The 20,204-nt window shown below is 33.0% G+C and carries 18 protein-coding genes and 1 tRNA gene; 10 read left to right on the top strand and 9 right to left on the bottom strand.

What is annotated here, in order from left to right; genetic code table 11:
• Positions 1-175 precede the first annotated feature (175 nt).
• From OS191_RS14040 to OS191_RS14015, 6 genes are all read right to left on the bottom strand, one after another.
• Positions 176-955 carry a glucose 1-dehydrogenase gene (locus OS191_RS14040; protein WP_267156348.1) on the bottom strand — a complete coding sequence of 260 codons (780 nt, stop codon included), beginning with the start codon at positions 953-955 and terminating at the stop codon, positions 176-178.
• A 76-nt stretch (positions 956-1,031) separates the two neighbouring features.
• Positions 1,032-1,670 (bottom strand): HdeD family acid-resistance protein, encoded by a 639-nt coding sequence (locus OS191_RS14035; protein WP_267156347.1) that lies wholly within the window; start codon positions 1,668-1,670, stop codon positions 1,032-1,034.
• A gap of 40 nt (positions 1,671-1,710) precedes the next feature.
• Positions 1,711-2,127 (bottom strand): DUF2141 domain-containing protein, encoded by a 417-nt coding sequence (locus OS191_RS14030; protein ID WP_267156346.1) that lies wholly within the window; start codon positions 2,125-2,127, stop codon positions 1,711-1,713.
• Between the two features lie 257 nt (positions 2,128-2,384).
• Positions 2,385-2,906 (bottom strand): DUF488 domain-containing protein, encoded by a 522-nt coding sequence (locus OS191_RS14025; RefSeq protein WP_267156345.1) that lies wholly within the window; start codon positions 2,904-2,906, stop codon positions 2,385-2,387.
• A 168-nt stretch (positions 2,907-3,074) separates the two neighbouring features.
• Positions 3,075-3,148, bottom strand: a tRNA-Arg gene (locus tag OS191_RS14020).
• Between the two features lie 55 nt (positions 3,149-3,203).
• Positions 3,204-3,356 (bottom strand): SsrA-binding protein, encoded by a 153-nt coding sequence (locus OS191_RS14015; protein ID WP_267156344.1) that lies wholly within the window; start codon positions 3,354-3,356, stop codon positions 3,204-3,206.
• Positions 3,357-3,474: 118 nt separating this feature from the next.
• Between OS191_RS14015 and OS191_RS14010 the strand changes: the two genes are divergently transcribed.
• The 7 genes from OS191_RS14010 (at position 3,475) to OS191_RS13980 (ending at position 15,068) form a co-directional block, all read left to right on the top strand.
• A complete protein-coding gene (locus OS191_RS14010) occupies positions 3,475-5,424 on the top strand; it encodes an endonuclease (RefSeq protein ID WP_267156343.1) in 1,950 nt (649 codons plus the stop codon).
• Positions 5,425-5,677: 253 nt separating this feature from the next.
• On the top strand, positions 5,678-6,628 hold the full coding sequence (locus tag OS191_RS14005; protein WP_267156342.1) for a calcium/sodium antiporter: 951 nt from the start codon (positions 5,678-5,680) through the stop codon (positions 6,626-6,628).
• A gap of 126 nt (positions 6,629-6,754) precedes the next feature.
• On the top strand, positions 6,755-8,947 hold the full coding sequence (locus tag OS191_RS14000) for a glutamine synthetase III family protein (RefSeq protein ID WP_267156341.1): 2,193 nt from the start codon (positions 6,755-6,757) through the stop codon (positions 8,945-8,947).
• 541 nt (positions 8,948-9,488) lie between these two features.
• Entirely contained in the window at positions 9,489-10,142 is a 654-nt protein-coding gene (locus OS191_RS13995) for a Curli production assembly/transport component CsgG (RefSeq protein ID WP_267156340.1), read from the top strand.
• Positions 10,143-10,182: 40 nt separating this feature from the next.
• Positions 10,183-11,361, top strand: coding sequence for an AIR synthase related protein (locus tag OS191_RS13990; protein ID WP_267156339.1), 1,179 nt, complete (start codon positions 10,183-10,185; stop codon positions 11,359-11,361).
• Between the two features lie 18 nt (positions 11,362-11,379).
• A complete protein-coding gene (locus OS191_RS13985) occupies positions 11,380-12,333 on the top strand; it encodes a DUF3078 domain-containing protein (RefSeq protein WP_267156338.1) in 954 nt (317 codons plus the stop codon).
• Between the two features lie 176 nt (positions 12,334-12,509).
• Positions 12,510-15,068, top strand: coding sequence for an adenosylcobalamin-dependent ribonucleoside-diphosphate reductase (locus OS191_RS13980; RefSeq protein WP_267156337.1), 2,559 nt, complete (start codon positions 12,510-12,512; stop codon positions 15,066-15,068).
• Positions 15,069-15,126: 58 nt separating this feature from the next.
• Here OS191_RS13980 and OS191_RS13975 read toward each other — a convergent pair whose 3' ends face one another.
• The gene (locus OS191_RS13975; protein ID WP_267156336.1) at positions 15,127-15,786 is read right to left on the bottom strand and encodes an ATP-binding cassette domain-containing protein; all 660 of its coding nucleotides are present in this window, start codon (positions 15,784-15,786) and stop codon (positions 15,127-15,129) included.
• Between the two features lie 412 nt (positions 15,787-16,198).
• On the opposite strand from OS191_RS13975, the gene prfA reads away from it, so the two are divergent.
• From prfA to OS191_RS13960, 3 genes are read left to right on the top strand one after another with little or no spacing between them, the layout of a single operon-like run.
• The gene (prfA, locus tag OS191_RS13970) at positions 16,199-17,275 is read left to right on the top strand and encodes a peptide chain release factor 1 (RefSeq protein ID WP_267156335.1); all 1,077 of its coding nucleotides are present in this window, start codon (positions 16,199-16,201) and stop codon (positions 17,273-17,275) included.
• A gap of 33 nt (positions 17,276-17,308) precedes the next feature.
• Positions 17,309-18,133 carry an orotidine-5'-phosphate decarboxylase gene (gene pyrF / locus OS191_RS13965; RefSeq protein ID WP_267156334.1) on the top strand — a complete coding sequence of 275 codons (825 nt, stop codon included), beginning with the start codon at positions 17,309-17,311 and terminating at the stop codon, positions 18,131-18,133.
• A 47-nt stretch (positions 18,134-18,180) separates the two neighbouring features.
• A complete protein-coding gene (locus OS191_RS13960; RefSeq protein WP_267156333.1) occupies positions 18,181-18,969 on the top strand; it encodes an ABC transporter substrate-binding protein in 789 nt (262 codons plus the stop codon).
• Positions 18,970-19,000: 31 nt separating this feature from the next.
• Here the strand turns inward: OS191_RS13960 and OS191_RS13955 are convergent, their stop codons facing one another.
• Complete coding sequence (locus OS191_RS13955; protein ID WP_267156332.1) at positions 19,001-19,201, bottom strand: Lacal_2735 family protein; 201 nt, start codon at positions 19,199-19,201, stop codon at positions 19,001-19,003.
• Positions 19,202-19,369: 168 nt separating this feature from the next.
• Entirely contained in the window at positions 19,370-20,077 is a 708-nt protein-coding gene (locus OS191_RS13950) for a DUF4197 domain-containing protein (RefSeq protein ID WP_267156331.1), read from the bottom strand.
• Positions 20,078-20,204 lie beyond the last annotated feature (127 nt).

Raw genomic sequence — 20,204 nt, 5'->3', positions numbered from 1 at the left:
TAAGATAAGGTATTTGCTAAGAGTAACCTAATTAAGGGAGATGAAAAGTTACTTGAAAAACGTTGTTTATAGACTGAAACAAGATAATTTGATGTTTTATAAATGAAAAAGACGATTACATATCAATAATCGTCTTTTTTAAAATGTATTATTCTAATTCTTTAATGAAATAATACTACATATCTAAAGTTTGTTCTCCCCCGCCATTAATAAAGATAACCTGTCCGCTAGTCCAGCTAGAAATTGGTGCTGCAAAATAAAGTACGGCTCCTGCAATATCCACTGCTTCACCTAATCTATGAATTGGCGTATGTTTAAGCATGGCTTTTTCTATTTCTGGTGTTAAAACGGTGCTTAAAGCATGTGTCCTTGTTGCTCCTGGTCCAATAGCATTCATTCTAATATTATCTGGGCCATAATCGTAAGCTAAATTACGTGTCATGTGATTAATTGCAGCTTTAGACGACGCATAAGCACTAATTGCAGGACTTGTGTTTATAGAAGCCATAGAAGACATATTAATGATACTTCCATAACCCGCTTTTTTCATGTGCGGTGCTACTAACTGACACAGTCTCCACATGCTAAACACATTCATATCAAAAACCTTTTTGAATTGTTTTACTTCAATATCATAAGGACTTTCTTTGCCAGCGCCACCGCCACCAACATTATTAACCAAGATTTCTATGCTTCCAAACTCTTTAACAGTTTTATCCACTAGATTTACCAGAGCATCGTCATCCAGTACGTTACAATCTATTGCTATGGCTTTTCCACCATTTGCATTAATTTCTTTAGCTGTTTTTTCGGCAGCCTCTAAATTGTAATCTGAAACAACAACGTTTGCTCCATATGCTGCTAAAATTTCGCAACATGCTTTACCTATTCCAGCTGCTCCACCTGTAATGATAGCTGTTTTATTTTTTAAATCGAAAAATTTTGAAGTATCCATAATATTTGTTTTAAGTATAAATCTGAGTGAAATATGTATGTTTTATGGTTATTCAAACTAAATCAATAATTGCTTATTAATCCTCCCATTCGTCCCGAATGTCTTCCATTAAATCATCGTAACGTGCTTTTAATTTAGCAGATATGGTTTTAGAGGATTTATGTAGTTTGCGTAATTGCAAGGATAAATAGATGCTAAAAAGACCAGCAATTAAAAAACTTAATGCTATTAGGATAACTACACTCATTCCAACAAATACCGGATTCCAAATTAATATAAATGAAAAGACAGACCCTAAAATACCAAGAGCTAATAGAATACCCCAATTTTTACTTCCATATCTTTTAATATCAAGCGCAAAACTGATAGCAGCTACTGAACGGAATAGAATAATAAACCCGATATAAAACGCCAGAACAGTCATAGATAATGCTGGATGAATTAAAAGGGAAGTACCTACAATAAAGGTGATAATTCCAAAAGCTAAAGACCAGCCCCAATTTTCTAATTGATGTCTGTTAACAATTGAAAATACAACTTCCGACAAACCTCCGAATAAAAAGGAGAATGCAAAAAGAATAGATAAAGTAAGTAGAGATCCAGCTGGAGAGGTGAATACCACGATACTTACTATAACAAAGAAAACTCCTACAAGTAGAGGGATATACCAATGTTTAATAGCTTCTTTAATTGATTTTAAAAAGGATGTTTCCATAATGATATTGTTTTAATTGGTTTGTATTATTAAGTTTTGGTTAATTTATTAATTTAATATCTAATTCTTGATTTTTAAGAAGAGAGAATTTACAATCTTTAAATTTAGGTGCTGAAAATTTGGGTTTATAATTATTAGAAAACCCATAAGGCTCTTTAGGGATGCCTATAAAATTTAGATTACAAACTCCGTCAGAGTTTTCATCGTGAAATAGGGAAATGGCATAATTTCCAATAGGTAAATCGGTTATTATAAAACTCTCAGTTGTTTTATTTACAGTTATTTTATATTCTTTAATCACGGTCTCATCACCTAAAAAACCTTCTTCAGAATTATAAACTCCAATTAAAATGTCACCTTGAAGTGATTGAATATTTTGAATATTAACGATTAATTTTGGGTTTTCATTAGAGAAAAATCCGAATAAAAAAGAAAAAAATATAAGTATGGAATTCATGAGTTTTGTTTTAATTGAAATAATGTTGCATCTGTTTTTAGTCTTTCAGTTTAAAAGCCTCGTAGGGCTCAGATTGTTATAATAAATGCCATTTAATGGGTTTTTTAAAAACAGAAGCTCCAATTATTTTAGGAGCGAAACCTTATTAGCTGTTTTAAGGATTCAAAACCAACGGTTCCTGAAGCTCCGTTAAGTAAAATATTTGTTTTTTTTTCATAAGAAGGCTTTTTAAATTTTGATAAATGGTTACTGTTTGTTTAGTGATAGTTTAATTGCCCGCTTACTATTTTTGCCGGTTTGGTATACGGATGTTCTTGAAGTTGATTTTCCCCTAGAATATGTAATACCTGCCAATCCGCTACTTTTAACTTGTCTGCAATCATAGAACGGTGACAGCGCCACCACACAGCTTCTGAGCACATAATGGCCGATGATTTTTTGAGCGCTAGTTTTTGCAAGTTATCAAAGGCTTTTCTAAAATTCTCAGTTTCCATATAATCGGCGTAACCTCTAAACGATGGATGATTCCAAACAGTATTCTTTGAATCGGGGTTCGCTTTTCTCCGTCCACCCAAGCTTTCAAGATGAATATATGTAACTCCATTTTTTGGTATCACCACTTCTAGATTCTCTTTATTAAAATGAGGGAATTTTCTGGAGCTAGGAAATCGTCTTACATCAATTAATTGCTTAATTTGAAAAGAATGAAGTAGATTGAGAAACTCTACTTCTGCTCGCGTAGAATGTCCAATAGTCCAAAGAGTCTTTTCTCGTTCCATGTCCTTTTTAACAAATTTACATTTAGTTATGCTTCTTTTAAATTTATTAAAACTAAAGTGTTGTTAAAGTTTGTTTTATATGGAAAAAAAATAATTTTTGTGAGTTTTACAAAGTATATAATAAAAGGAAACCACATTCTATAAAAGAATGTGGTTTCTAAGTAATTGTGACCTCGACAGGATTCAAACCTGTAACCTCTTGAGCCGTAATCAAGTGCGCTATTCAGTTGCGCCACGAGGCCGATTTTGAGGATGCAAATATATTCCTTTTTTAATGAAACTTCAAAAAAAAATGAATTAATCTAATGCATTTTTTGTGACATACAATTTCCAGCCAAAAATAGCCATTTGAAATTTGCTAGCTTTACTTAAATCTAACCTTTGCTTTGTAAAACTTGGTAGGATGGCTTTGTTTATTCTAGCCAAAATTTTAAAGAGTTTCTTTTTCATAATTTTTGTAAAGATACATACCTTTTTTTATTCTTAAAATGTTAAAATTAATCAATTACTAATTCATATAATTTATAAAAGGCTAAGAGTTGATTACATTTGCTAAAATTTTCCTTTCATGAAACAATTAATTACTTTATTAACTTTCCTAGTTTTAGGACAACTTTCTTACTCTCAAATAGTAATAAACGAACTGGATTGCGACACTCCAGGAATCGACGATAAAGAGTTTATAGAATTAAAATCTGATGTACCAAATGCTTCTTTAGATGGCTATGTAATTGTGCTCTTTAATGGTTCAAGTTCTGGTGCAGATTCAAGTTATTTCACCATAGATTTAGATGGTTATATGACTGATAATAATGGGTTGCTTTTAATTGGGAGTGACGCTGTTGTACCATTTCCACAATTATTAATTGCAGCAAATGTCATTCAGAATGGTGCAGATGCTGTGGCTATTTATTTGGGAGATGACACAGATTTCCCCGAAGGAACTCAAGCCGCACAAACCAATTTAATAGATGCTTTGGTTTACGGTACAAATGATGCAGACGACACAGAACTTATGGCACTTCTGGGGGTTACAGAGCAAATAAACGAAGGTCCAGGAAACAATTCCAACTCTATACAACGTAATAACGATGGAAGTTACACAGTAGGTTCTCCAACTCCTAGGTTGTTGAACGATGGTAGTGGAGAGATTTTTAATGCCGTTTCAATATCCACCTTACAAACTCAATATAATGAAGGCGATGTTTTTGATATAACTTTTACAGCTCAGCAAAATGTTACGGAAGATCTAGTTTTTTCTATTTCGTTGAATAATTACGGTTTCAACACAGACGATTTTACAGGAAGTACTACGCTTACAATTCCTGCAGGACAAGATAGCGTTATAACTACCATAACGATTATAGATGATGAGTTAGATGAAGGAGATGAAGAGCCTATTATTAAATTCACAGATTTACAATGGCCATTTGTGCCTTACAATAACTTTTTAAAGCTTCGAGTAATTGATAACGATTTTACGGTAGCACCTTTCGGAACACCATTAAATTCAACGTATGAGTTTGTATCAAGCACAGAACCTGCTGGTTATTATAACAGTTTAGATGGTTTGGCAGATGTAGGTTTACGTCAGGCATTGCAAGATATTATTGCAGATCCAAATGTGGTAAGAGCACAAACTTATGCGGATATGGTAGATGTTTTAAAAGAAGCAGACCAAAATCCTGAAAATAGCAATCAAGTTTGGTTAGTATATTTAGAACAAGGGAGAGCCAAATTAGATTTTCAAACTACCTCTGTAAATACAGGTACTTGGAATAGAGAGCATACTTTTCCTAGGTCTCGTGCTGGATATTACAGTATTGAAGAAGATGAAATTGCAGATGGTGTAGATGTGTTTTGGGAAACCAAAGCCGATTCGTTACGTCATGGAAATTCAGATGCTCATGCGTTAAGAGCTGTAGATGGACCAGAAAACAGTAGTCGTGGAAATCAGTTTTACGGACAATATAATGGGCCAACTGGAACACTTGGAGGCTTTAAAGGAGATGTTGCTCGTGGCGTATTTTATTTGGCTGTAAGATACAACGGACTAGAAATTGTTAATGGGTATCCTGATGGAAATGTTGGTGAGTTTGGGGATTTACAGACCTTGTTGGAATGGCATAGAAACGATCCTCCAGACGATTATGAAATGAATAGGAATAATGTGGTGTATAATTGGCAGTTTAATAGAAATCCGTTTATCGATCAACCGGATTTAATAGAATATATCTGGGGAAATATGGTTGGAGAGTCTTGGGAACAGAACTTAAGTATTGAAGAACAAGAAGAATTAAAAGTGAGTTTGTTTCCAAATCCTACAAACGGAAGATTGTTTGTAAATGGCATTAATGCTGAAACTAAAATAGATATTTTTTCTGTTGAAGGACGACAGTTAATGTCTCAAAAACTTCAAGATAATTCTTATATAGATTTAAATTTTACTAGTGGTTTGTATTTAGTTAAATTAACTTCTGAAGGGAAATCCGTTGTTAAAAAGATTTTGATTAAATAATAGAATTATCAAGTTATAAAAAAATCCCAAACGAGAGTTTGGGATTTTTTATATTTAAAAGTTTCGTACTTATTTACTATTCTAAAATTTAGAAAATATACATTTCTTAATCTGCTTATTTTTAATCTTATTTAAATTAGCAGAGAAGTCTGTCTATGTTATAATTTTATAATACCCAATATAGTAATTTAATGAAGCTTATAGTTTTTTTAAACTTTCCATCGGAAATGTTATCTTCGCGAAAAAATAATTTATGAGCTTAATTTGGATCGTTCTTGGTTTAATCTTGTTGGTTGTAGGAGGAGAGTTTTTAGTACGATCTTCAGTTTCTCTATCCTTTAAATTCAATATATCTAAATTAGTAATTGGTATGACGGTTGTGTCTTTTGCAACCTCTGCTCCAGAACTTTTGGTTAGTTTGCAGGCAGCTTTAGATGGTTCTCCAGATATAGCTTTAGGAAATGTGATAGGTTCTAATATAGCCAATATTGGTTTGGTGTTAGGAATCACAGCTATTATTGCGCCTTTAGCTATCAGTAGCGATTTTTATAAACTCAATTGGCCAATGATGATGCTCTTGTCCATTGTTTTGTATTTCTTTCTTAGAAGTGGAGGGGTGCTTAATTTTACAGAAGGCTTAATACTTTTTGTTTCACTCATCATCTTCTTAGTTGTATTGATAAAAAAATCTAAAGGCGAAAATGAAGAAGCTATTGACGAAGTTGATGATGCCTTACAGCAAACATCTAACTTTAAAATTGTTGTTTGGTTGCTCATTGGAGGAGCTGCTCTTTATTTTGGGAGTTCTTGGCTGGTTTTTGGAGCCAAAGAAATGGCGCTTTCTTATGGGGTAAGCGAGCGTGTTATTTCAGTAACTATGGTTGCTATTGGAACTAGCGTACCAGAGCTTGCGGCTTCAGTAATTGCAGCAATAAAACAAGAAAAAGCTATTTCCCTTGGAAATTTAATAGGTTCAAATATTTTTAATATTTCTTCTGTTCTTGGTTTAACAGCCATGATTCAACCTATAAATTTAGTCAATCCGAAACTACTTACAAACGATATTTTTTGGATGATTGGTTTTTCTGCTATCTTAATCCCTTTTATGCTTTTACCTAAAAAGTTTGAAATAGGAAGGTTGAAAGGATTTATTATTCTTGGCGCTTACATATTCTTTGTTTATTCAGCTTTTTCTGCAGATTAAGTAGGGTCTAATTTGTTTTATTTGTGATTTTTAACAGTTGAGCCCTATTTTTTTAGGGGTGTATGCTGTGTAAAAGCATTTTTTTTATAACTTTGTCTCATAAAATTTCAAACTAACAAACATATTATGTCTACATTAAGATTTTACGCCATTAAGCAAGCGCTTAATAAAAAACCTATTAAAATAGAAGAAAACGAACGTAGATCTGCTCTTTTTGGTAGAAACGTATTTAACGAAGATAAAATGCGTCAGTATCTGACCAAAGAAGCTTTTGTAAGTGTTATGGATGCTGTTTTAAATGGTACAAAGATAGAAAGAGTCGTTGCGGATCATATTTCAACAGGTATGAAAGAATGGGCTATTTCTAAAGGTGTTACTCATTATACACATTGGTTTCAGCCTTTAACAGGTGCCACTGCAGAAAAGCATGATGCTTTTTTTGAACCAATAGGCAATGGCCGAGCTATTGAAAAATTTGGTGGAGGACAATTAGTACAACAAGAACCAGATGCTTCTAGTTTTCCAAATGGTGGTATTAGAAACACTTTCGAAGCTCGTGGTTATACGGCTTGGGATCCAACATCACCAGCTTTTATATATGGTACCACTTTATGTATTCCCACAGTATTTGTGTCTTATACAGGAGAAGCTTTAGATTATAAAACTCCTTTATTGCGTGCTTTGCAAGCTATTGATAGCGCTGCTGTGGACGTATGTAAGTATTTCGATAAAAATGTTAAAAAAGTCAACACGTCTTTGGGGTGGGAGCAAGAATACTTCTTAATCGACCGTGGCTTAGCGGCTTCGAGGCCAGATATTCTTTTAACTGGTAGAACCCTTTTAGGGCATTCTTCTGCAAAAGGACAACAATTAGATGACCACTATTTCGGAACCATTCCAAAAAGAGCCATGCAATTTATGCGTGATCTGGAAACCGAATGTATGTTATTAGGTATTCCTGTTAAAACACGTCATAACGAAGTAGCTCCAAACCAATTTGAGCTAGCACCTGTTTACGATGAAGCTAATTTGGCAGTAGATCACAACTCTTTGCTTATGGATTTAATGGACAGAGTTGCAGAACGTCACGATTTTAAGGTGTTGTTTCATGAGAAACCTTTTAAAGGTGTTAACGGATCTGGAAAACATAATAACTGGAGTTTAAGTACCAATACAGGTGTAAATTTATTAGGGCCTGGAAAAACTCCAATGAGTAACCTGCAATTTTTAACCTTCTTTATAAATACCATAAAAGCTGTAAACGAAAACGAAGAGTTAGTAAGAGCTTCAATTGCTTCTGCTAGTAACGATCATAGACTGGGGGCAAACGAAGCGCCTCCTGCTATTATATCTGTTTTTATTGGTGAACAACTAACCCGTGTGCTTGACGAACTGGAAAATGTTACCAATGGTAAACTTTCACCTGAAGAAAAAACAGATCTTAAATTAAATGTGGTTGGTAAGATTCCTGAAATTTTATTGGATAATACAGATAGAAATAGGACTTCATCTTTTGCTTTTACCGGCAATAAGTTCGAATTTAGAGCTGTAGGGTCTACTGCCAACTGTGGTAAACCAATGACGGTTTTAAGCACCATTGTTGCCAATCAGTTAATAAAGTTTAAAGCAGAAGTAGATGCCTTAATAGATAAGAAAGGTAAAGGTTTAAAGAAAGACGAAGCCATATTTAATGTCTTAAGAGAGTATATTAAAAAATCTAAAAATATTTTGTTTGAAGGAAATGGCTATGGTGAAGAATGGGAAATAGAAGCTAAACGAAGAGGTTTAAGTAATTATAAAACAACTCCTGAAGCTTTGAAGGCAAAGATTTCTGAAAAGACTATAAAGATGTTTGAAGATCTAAAAGTCTTGAATAGGGTTGAAAGTATTTCGCGTTACGAGGTTGAAATGGAAGATTATGTCATGCATATTCAAATTGAAGGACGTGTGTTGGGAGATATTGCTAGAAATCACGTAGTTCCAATAGCTGTTAAATATCAAAATGTTTTAATTGAGAACGTAAGTGGTTTAAAAGAAATTTATGGAGATGGGTTTAAGAAACTTGCTGGAGAACAAATGACTTTAATTGAAGAAATTTCTGGACATATAGCATCTATTAATTCAAATGTAACTAAAATGATTAACGCCAGAAAAGAAGCTAATCACATAGAAATCATTGAAGACAAAGCAGACGCATATTGCTTTAAGGTAAAGCCATTTTTTGACGAAATTAGATACCATTGTGACAAACTAGAATTGTTGGTTGATGATGAACTTTGGCCACTAACAAAATACAGAGAATTATTATTTACTAAATAGTAATTATTCAAAATTTTAATGCAATTATAGAGTCCTGTATGTCAGGACTCTTTTGATTTAAATAAAGAAAATGTATTTGGTCTGATTTAATTTGTATGTCAACGAAAAGTTAGTTTTTGGTTAATAAAATAGACTGCTTTTTAGTATTTTAGCAGTGCTATTAATCAATTATACAAATTAACATGAAAAGGCTCATTATAAGTGTTCTGATGCTTATGGCTGCAACCTTCATTTTTTCGCAACGAAACAGTGAGAGTAAAAAGGTTGAATCGCAGCAAGATTTAATCGTTCATCAGCAATCGAAATTTTAAATTAAAATTGTTTTTAATTTTATAACATTAAATTATTTGAGAAACCTATTTATTAGGTTTTAGAAAACACTAATTTTTTTAAAGAATAAAATCTTTTAAGAAATTAGTGTTTTTTTTATATAATAATCTTGCTTTTTGAAACTGAAAAATGCTTAAATATTTAACTAATTGATTATTTGCTATATTGCAGCCAAAAATTGTAATCAAACAATAAAAATAAATTGTTAGAAATGAAGAAGAGACAGCTTTTTGTCCAATGGTTTTTTGTGGTTTTTATTGGATTAAGTGGTTTAAATGTTTGGGCACAAAAAAAATCAAATTTCAAACAAGAGTTTTATCACCTAAGAGGTAATAATGCCATAGATATGGCTGTAGGTTCTTCAGTTCCAAATGGAGACTATGCAAACCCAGAATTCGAAATATATTTCCATGTTGGCTATAAAAGATATATCATTCCTTATTTAAATGTCAATTTTAGTTACAACAAGTTCAACTTAGCTTATCAAGATGTTTTGAATGAGGGTTTTATGTCTTTTGATGTGAATGTTGAATCGACCATTTTTCCAAATAAAAGGTTCTCTCCATACATTTATGTTGGAGGAGGTTTAAATGCAGCAAATTATTTTGATCAAATAGATGCTAAAATGCAAGGAGGTTTGGGCTTAGAGTATATTGTTACAGATAAAATAGGTCTTAAATTATTTTCCGATTATAACTATGTTTATAGCGACGAGCTAGACGGGAGAATTTATGGAGATTCAGACGATGTATATTGGAGAATGGCATTAGGGATGAATTTTTATTTTGGAAGTTCTAAAAGAAAAGTTAAAACTAAGGCTAACGTGCCTACTGTTATCAATTCCAACCCTATTATTAACGATTAACTAAATTACAATTCTTACTTTTGCACTTCAAACCAATTTCATGAGTGGAGAAATAAGTAAAAGATATTCGCAAAGAGGTGTTTCTGCCTCAAAAGAGGATGTGCATAACGCTATAAAAAACATCGACAAAGGTCTTTTTCCTAATGCCTTTTGTAAAATTGTACCAGATTATTTAACAAACGATACAGATTACTGTTTGGTAATGCATGCAGATGGAGCAGGAACTAAAAGTTCTTTAGCCTATATGTATTGGAAAGAAACTGGCGATATATCAGTTTGGAAAGGCATTGCTCAGGATGCTCTTATCATGAATGTAGACGATTTGCTATGTGTTGGTGCTACAGATAACATCATGCTTTCTTCAACTATTGGTAGAAATAAAAACCTGATACCTGGAGACGTTATTTCTGCAATTATTAATGGAACCGAAGAGCTTATTTCAGAATTAAAATCTTTTGGAGTTACAGTTCATTCAACTGGTGGAGAAACAGCCGATGTTGGCGATTTAGTTCGAACCATTATTGTGGATTCTACTGTTACTGCTAGGTTAAAACGTAGTGATGTTATAGATAATGCAAATATTCAGCCTGGAGACGTAATAGTTGGGCTGGAATCTTTTGGACAAGCTTCTTACGAAAAAGACTATAATGGAGGTATGGGTAGTAACGGATTAACTTCTGCAAGGCATGATGTATTCCATAATTATCTAGCTAAAAAATATCCTGAAAGTTTCGATGCTTCTGTTCCTGAGAATTTGGTTTATTCAGGACAAGTAAAACTAACAGATAAAGTAGAAAATTCTCCTTTAGATGCTGGGAAGTTGGTGTTATCTCCAACGAGAACCTATGCGCCAATTATTAAAAAAATATTATCCCAATATCATAGCGATTCTATTCACGGTATGATTCACTGTAGTGGAGGAGCGCAAACTAAAATCCTTCACTTTATAGATAACTTACATATTGTAAAAGATAATATGTTCCCTGTTCCTCCGTTGTTTAAGCTTATTCAAGAGCAATCTAAAACCAATTGGAAAGAAATGTATCAAGTGTTTAATTGTGGACATCGTATGGAATTATATGTGTCTCCAGAAGTAGCTCAAGATATCATTGCTATTTCAAAATCTTTTAAGGTAGATGCTCAAATTATTGGACGTGTGGAAGCTTCAGAGAAAAAGAAGCTTACCATTTCTAGTGAGTTTGGAGAGTTTGTGTATTAAGTGTAAAACCCAGGATTAGTGAAGAAGTTTGTTTTTGTTTTCTTTATTGTTAGCTTTCAATTTGCATTCGCGCAACCAGATTCTTTGTTTTTTAAAATCGAGAATATAAACATTCCAAAATGGACCCACAAAAACAAAGCTAGTCTGCTTATGAGTGAGGTGGCGTTTGTAAACTGGAATTCTGGAGGAAGCAACTCCATTTCGGTATTACTTAATTTTGATAGCGCTTTAAAATATCGTTATAAACACTTAATCTGGAGCAGTCTTTTGGTAACGCGGTACGGTGTTAATAAGCAAGAAAATCAAGGTTTGAGAAAGACGGATGATATTATAGATATTAGTTCAACTCTTGGTTTTAGAAAAGATGAATATACCAATTGGTTTTATTCAGCAAGATTTAATTTTAAATCACAATTTACTGAAGGGTATAATTATCCAGATGACACCAATGTATTATCTAAATTTATGGCACCTGGTTATATGTTTATTGGAGGAGGGATTGAGTATGGAAAAAATATCGACAGATTCTCGGTGTATTTTTCGCCATTAACCATTAAGACAACTTTTGTTTTAGACGATAAATTAGCAAATGCTGGATCTTTCGGGGTTACCCCAGCCGTATATGATAGTGAAGGTAATATGGTCTCAAAAGGAGAGCGAGTTAGAAATGAAGTAGGAATCTTGTTAACAAGTGCTTATGAAGCTCAAATATTTGAAAATGTTTTTCTTGGAAATTATGTGAGTTTTTATACCGATTATTTAAACGATTTTGGGAATATCGATATCGATTGGCAAATTAATTTCGATTTTAGAGTAAATAATTTTATAAAAGCTAATTTTGGTTCGCATCTTAAGTACGATAACGATGTAAAAACATTTGTGGAAACAGATGTAGAAGACGAGTATGAAACCAAGGGAGCTCTAGTGCAATGGAAACAAATCCTAGGTATTGGTGTGGTTGTTGACTTTTAAGTAAAATAAAAAATTTGTTAACTATTTATTGTTGATAAATAATTAAATACCTGATAAACAAATAGTTGTATTTTTTTCTTGTAAACTTTATGATTTTGGTCATATATTAAGTGTAAAATTTTTGTTTAATTTACATCATATTACAAAAACAAAATATTTTAATACAAGACATAATAATGAGCGTACAAACCCAACTGAAAGACCTTCCAAAAACATACTCTCAAGAAGACGCTTTCGAAGCTTCTGTAAAATACTTTAATGGCGACGATTTAGCTGCTCGCGTTTGGATAAATAAATATGCTTTAAAAGATTCTGAAGGGAATCTATACGAGTTAACGCCAAACGATATGCATAAGCGAATTGCTAAAGAAATTGCAAGAATCGAGTCGCGCTACCCGAATCCTTTGTCGGAGGAAACTATTTTCGATTTAATTAAAGATTTTAAATACATAGTACCTCAAGGAAGTCCCATGGCTGGAATTGGAAATCCATACCAAATTGCTTCGCTATCAAACTGTTTTGTTATTGGGAACGAAGGAGATTCAGATTCCTATGGAGGTATTATGAAAATCGATCAGGAACAAGTACAGCTTATGAAACGCCGTGGAGGTGTTGGTCACGATTTGTCTCATATTCGCCCTAAAGGGTCTCCAGTAAAAAATTCAGCTTTAACATCTACTGGAATTGTGCCATTTATGGAACGTTATTCTAATTCTACGCGAGAAGTAGCTCAAGATGGGCGTCGTGGTGCTTTAATGTTATCGGTGTCTATCAATCATCCAGATTCAGAAGATTTTATCGATGCAAAATTGGAGCAAGGTAAAGTTACTGGCGCAAATGTTTCAGTAAGAATTGACGACGAGTTTATGAAAGCTGTAAAGTCGAATTCAACCTATACTCAGAAATATCCAATTTTTAGTGAGAATCCTAAGTTTTCAAAAACTATTGAGGCGAATAAAATTTGGAAAAAAATAGTTCATAATGCATGGAAATCGGCAGAACCAGGTATTTTATTTTGGGACACTATCATCAATGAATCGGTTCCGGATTGCTACGCAGATTTAGGGTATAAAACCGTTTCAACAAATCCTTGTGGCGAAATTCCATTGTGTCCTTACGATTCTTGTCGTTTGTTAGCTATCAACTTGTTTTCTTATGTTGAAAATCCGTTTACAGATAAGGCTAGCTTCAACTTCGACTTGTTTAAAAAGCACATTCATGTAGCACAACGTATCATGGACGATATTATCGATTTAGAACTTGAGAAAATCGATGCCATTATCGCTAAAATTGATGCAGATCCGGAAGTAGATGAGGTAAAAGCAACCGAAAGAAATTTGTGGCTAAATATTCAAACCAAAGCAAACGAAGGACGAAGAACTGGAATAGGCATTACTGCAGAAGGGGATATGCTAGCAGCTTTGGGTATTAAATATGGAAGCGAAAAAGGAAATGCGTTTTCAGTAGAAGTACATAAAACTTTAGGAATTGAAGCGTATAGAGCATCGGTTTATGCAGCTAAAGACAGAGGGGCTTTCGCTATTTTTGATGCTGAACGTGAGAAAAATAACCCGTTTATTCAACGTTTAAAAGAAGCAGACGACAAGTTGTATTACGAAATGTTAGAACATGGACGTAGAAATATTGCCTTGTTAACCATTGCTCCAACAGGGACAACTAGTTTAATGACGCAAACCTCTTCTGGAATTGAACCTGTTTTTATGCCGGTTTACAAACGTAGAAGAAAAGTAAACCCAAACGATAAAAACGTACGTGTAGATTTTGTAGATGAAGTAGGAGATTCTTGGGAAGAATACGTGGTGTTTCATCATAGATTTAAACAATGGATGGAAGTTAATGGTTATAAAGTCTCAGATAATTACGACCAGAAGGAATTGGATGCTATGGTTAAAAAATCGCCATATTATAAAGCCACTTCCAACGATGTAGATTGGATGAGCAAAGTAAGTATGCAAGGTGCTGTACAAAAATGGGTAGACCATTCCATAAGTGTCACCATTAATTTACCAAACGATGCTACAGAAGAATTAGTAGGGCAATTATATCTAGAAGCTTGGGAAGCAGGTTGTAAAGGAGTGACAGTTTATAGAGATGGTTCACGTTCTGGAGTGTTAATTTCTAATGAAGAAAAACAAGAAGACGAGACTCAAGAAGTGCTAACGGCTTTCCCAACCAAACGTCCACAGGTATTAAATGCAGATGTAGTTCGTTTTCAAAATAATAAAGATAAATGGATTGCTTTTATTGGTTTGATAGATGGAAAACCTTATGAAGTCTTTACTGGATTAGCAGACGATGAAGATGGAATTTTAATCCCTCGTTGGGCAAACAATGGTGTGATTATTAAAAACAGAAATGAAGACGGAACATCACGTTACGATTTTCAATATCAAAATAAAAGAGGATATAAAACCACTATTGAAGGATTGTCTCATAAGTTCAATCCAGAGTATTGGAATTATGCTAAACTAATTTCAAGTACCTTGCGTCATGGAATGCCAATTGATAAGATTGTAGATTTAATTAATAGTTTACAATTGGATAATGAGTCTATCAATACCTGGAAAAATGGTGTAGTTCGTGCCATTAAACGTTATGTGGAAGATGGTACTCAAGCTAAAGGGCAAACTTGTGCTAACTGTAGTTCTGTTAACTTAATTTATCAAGAAGGTTGTTTAACCTGTAAGGATTGCGGATCTTCTAAATGTGGATAATTCAAATTTAAAATTATCGTTTAAAAGAAGCTACTTCCATGGAAGTAGCTTCTTTGTTTTATAGCGTATTTTGACTAATATATTTAAAATCTTCCAGTGTTTTTAAATCGGTTATCAAATTAGAATGACCATCTTTTATTAGATATAATCTATCGCTTGTTTCAATAATATCCCGATATAAATGATCGGTAATAATGATGATTTTATGTTGCTTTTCTTCTGATATTAGTTTCTTTATTATTTCAATATATAAAGGTGCTACATGCGAAAACGGTTCATCTAAAAGAATAACTTTAGAAGGACTTTTTAATAATAAATAGGTTTCTACTACGCGACGTTCGCCACCAGAAAGTTGACGAAATTTGTAGTTTTTGTATATGGCAAACGATTTAAAATGCAAAGTAAATTCTTCCCAGTTCACTTGAAATAACTTAAAAGCTGTTTTTAGTTTTAAATTGTTTGGAGCTATGGGAAGTTGAGGTAGAAACTTAGCTAGTTTTGTTTGATAAAGAGGCTTTAAAAAAGGCTTATTGTCTATACGGATTAGCTTATATTTTGGGTTTAGAGTCCCAAAAATAATATTTAGAATACAGCTTTTTCCACATCCATTACTGCCAAGAATACCTGTAACTTCACCAGTTTGTGCTTTGAGATAGATGCCACTTAGAATGCGTTTTTCTTTAAAATACAGTTCGACATTATCTAGTTCTAAAATCATATAAAAACACCAATCAACTTATAAATGAGACTAGTTATAAAGATATCTATAAAGTAGAAGATACTGAAAAGTTTGAAGGTAGATATTCCTAAATTCTTATAAAAAAGAAGTTTGCGTTTCGCTGTGGTTTCAGATAAGAAATACCATAAAAAAACAATTAGAAATAGTTTTGCTATGTAGATAATTGCTAAATGGGATTTAAAAGCTATCAAAAAAAGAGTAACTCCAAAAGACCAAATAAAGTAAGGTTTATAAAATAATAATATGGCTCCAAAACGTTGCATCATGGTATAAAAACGACTTTCCGAGTGAAATATTTCCTATTAATAGATTTTAAGTTAAAATTGAAGAATCTAAAAAATTCTAAAATCCATAAATTATCGTATTTTTGACACACAATTTATAAAGTTAGATGTTAGATAAATTACAAATAGTAAAACAACGTTTTGATGAGGTGAGTGATTTGATCATTCAACCTGATATTATGACAGATCAAAAACGTTATGTAGAATTAAACAAAGAATATAAAGATTTACGTTTATTAATGGATAAGCGTGAGCTATATATAGAGTTTACAGAAAACCTTAAAGAAGCCGAAGAGATTATTGCAGATGGAAGCGATGTTGAAATGGTAGAAATGGCTAAAATGCAATATGAAGAAGCTAAAGAAGGAATTCCAAAATTAGAAGAAGAAATCAAAGTTCTATTAATTCCTAAAGATCCTGAAGATTCCAAAAATGCTGTAGTAGAATTACGAGCTGGAACTGGAGGCGATGAAGCTAGTATATTTGCAGGAGATTTATTTAGAATGTACTCCAAGTACTGCGAAAGTAAAGGTTGGAAAGTAGACACTGTAGATTATAGTGAAGGAACCAATGGCGGATTTAAAGAGATTCAATTTGAGGTTACCGGAGACAATGTTTATGGTACTTTAAAATTTGAAGCCGGTGTGCACCGTGTACAACGTGTGCCACAAACAGAAACCCAAGGTCGTGTGCATACAAGTGCTGCAACTGTTATGGTATTCCCAGAAGCTGAAGAATTTGATATTGAAATCAACCCGAAAGACGTGCGAATCGATTTTTTCTGTTCGTCAGGTCCTGGAGGTCAGTCTGTTAATACCACCTATTCGGCTGTGCGTTTAACGCATATTCCTACAGGGTTGGTGGCACAATGTCAAGACCAAAAATCGCAACATAAAAATAAAGAGAAAGCTTTTAAAGTATTGCGTTCTAGATTGTACGATATGGAATTGGCAAAGAAAAATGAAGAAGATGCAGCAAAAAGGGGCTCCATGGTAAGTTCTGGAGATAGATCTGCTAAAATTAGAACATATAACTATTCTCAGGGACGAGTTACTGACCATAGAATAGGTTTAACGCTTTACGATTTAGGAAATATTGTGAATGGTGATATACAGCGAATAATTGATGAACTTCAGTTGGCTGAAAACACCGAAAAATTAAAAGCAAATACAGACGTAATTTAAAACCTAGCCTCATTTTGAGGCTTTTTTTATAAGATGACAACAACCCAACTTGTTTCAGAAATTCAAAAAAAGAAATCCTTTCTCTGTATTGGACTAGATGTTGATTTAAATAAAATACCACAGCACTTATTAAAAGAAGAAGATCCTATTTTTGCTTTTAATAAAGCTGTTATCGATGCCACACATCACTTATGTGTTGCTTATAAACCAAACACGGCTTTTTATGAAGCTTATGGTTTAAAAGGTTGGAAATCTTTAGAAAGAACTATCCAATATCTCAATAAAAATTATCCAGAAATTTTTACCATTGCAGATGCTAAAAGAGGTGATATTGGCAATACCAGTAGGATGTATGCCAAGGCTTTTTTTGAAGATTTAGGCTTCGATAGTGTGACTGTTGCTCCTTATATGGGAAAGGATTCCGTTGAACCCTTTTTGACTTTCGAAAATAAACATACCATTATGCTGGCTTTGACATCTAATGAAGGTGCATTCGATTTTCAGACAAAAACATTAGAAGGAAAAGAGTTATACAAACAGGTTTTAGAGACATCGAAAACTTGGATTAATTCTGAGAATTTAATGTATGTCGTTGGGGCAACCAAAGCAGAATATTTTGTTGATATTAGAAACATTGTGCCAGATAGTTTTTTATTAGTTCCAGGAGTTGGAGCGCAAGGAGGAAACCTGCAGGACGTTTGTAAATATGGCTTAAATAAAAATGTAGGTCTACTTATTAATTCTTCGCGAGGAATCATTTACGCCTCTAATCAGGAAGATTTTGATCAAGCAGCAGCTATTAAAGCAAAAGAACTTCAGCAAGAAATGGAAAACATCTTAAGTTTACAGTCGTATTAAATAATTTTACTTTTTGATTAAAAATGCAATTATTGTAATTTATTCAAATGAAAGATCAGTTAAATAGAACTATTGAATTAAAGAACACGCCAACTCGTATTGTCTCATTAGTGCCTTCTCAAACAGAATTGCTCTACGATTTAGGTCTGGAATCTTCTATAGTAGGTATTACTAAATTTTGTGTACATCCTCATCACCTTCTTTCAAATATAACAGTAGTTGGAGGCACTAAGCAAGTGCATTTCGATAAAATAAAAGCGCTCTCACCAGATGTTATTTTGTGTAATAAGGAAGAAAATACGCAGGATATGATAGCTGAATTAGAAAAGATTGCTCCAGTTCATTTAAGCGATATATATCATGTTGAAGATTGTTTGGAACTAATTAGCATGTACGGTTTCATGTTTTCAGTAGAAAATAAAGCTGAAGGTATTATTTCAATCATTAAAAAGGAACAGCAAAAATTTCAAGACTTCATAAAAGATTTCCCTAAATTAAAAACAGCTTATTTTATTTGGAAAAATCCATGGATGGTTGCTGCAAACAATAATTTTATTGATGCTTTATTAACTGTTGGGAAGTTTGATAATTACTTTGGAAATCTAGATAGATATCCTGAGGTTGATTTAGAAAACGATCTAGGAGATGATGTGGAAGTTATTATGCTTTCCACAGAACCTTTTCCGTTTAAGGAAGCACATGTTGAAACTATGAAAAAGAAATTTCCTAAGGCTAAAGTGCTATTAGTAGATGGTGAATTGTTTTCTTGGTATGGTTCCAGGTTGGCTAAATCTTTTCAATATTTTAAATCACTGAGACTTGAATCTTTAAACTAAAGATTCAAAAGAAGTATTGAAGACGGCAAGTTTATATCAGTCTTTGTTTTGCTGGTTCTCTACTTAAATATTTCAATCTGTTTAATTTGTTTAAAAGCTTGATGGCCTTAAACTCAGAAATATCACTCATTGCAGAATCCGTTTCACGTAGGTTGTAGGCTTGTTCTATAAGTCGTTTATAGCGTTTTTGTAACTTGATTTGGTTTTCTTTAATTTTGTTAGAATTTTCCATTGCTCATACCTTTGAGAATTAAATATATCTAAAAATTTAGAATTCAGCAAGTTAACAGTGTGTTAAATGTTAGTAATGTTAATAAAAAAAACCGATTCAGGAAGAATCGATTTTAATTTTAAGAATTAACTTACTTTTTTTAAGAATATTTGTAGAAAGCTTTAACCTTTAATCTTGTAAAGCAAAGACTTGTTTTAATAAATCTGTTGTTCTAGAAGAAAACTTCGTTCTAATATCTTTTTCTTCAACAGCAATCATTTTATAAACTCCTTTTAAAGCTTCCTTGGTTACGTAATCTGTTAAGTCGGGATTCACGCTAGAAGTAAATGGAATACTATTGTATTTATTAATTAGATTAGACCATATTTGATCGGCTCCAACCTTTTTAAATGAGTTGTTTATAACTGGATGAAATTCGGTATAAAGTGCCGATTCGGTTCTTCCAGCCAAATAACGAGTAGCCGCATCATCATTTCCAAGAAGAATGGTTTTTGCATCGGCAAAGCTAATACCTTTAACAGCATTTATAAAGATTGGTGTGGCTGTGCTTACAGCATCTTCAGCAGCACGATTTAATACTTTTAAGCCTTCATCTGCTAAAGAACTTAAGCCAATATCTCGAAGGGCTTTATCAACTTTCTGTAATTCCTCAGGTAGTAATATTTTTACTAAATCGTTTTTATAATACCCGTCTGTTTGGGTTAATTTAGTTACCTGTTTATCAATTCCTTGATCCAAAGCAGCTCTTAAGCCTTCAGCAATTTGGGTGTTGCTAATTCCAGCCGTGTTTTCAGGTAATTGATTCACTACTTCTTGGAGCTCTGCACAAGACGTAAAGCTGATAAGTAATAAAAAAGCATAATATTTTTTAATCATGATGTAAATTTTTGTCAAATATAAGGTTATCAAATGTATTTTTAAGACCCATTAAAAGATTATAAACTAAAAGTAATATGGTGGTTTTATTGAATATTGCGTAAATTTGTCACACTAAAAAATAAGA

Source organism: Xanthomarina sp. F2636L, from assembly GCF_026410195.1.
Taxonomy (GTDB): domain Bacteria; phylum Bacteroidota; class Bacteroidia; order Flavobacteriales; family Flavobacteriaceae; genus Xanthomarina.
The sequence above is the reverse complement of the archived record's forward strand: the minus strand, read 5'-3'. Positions and strand labels throughout refer to the sequence as shown.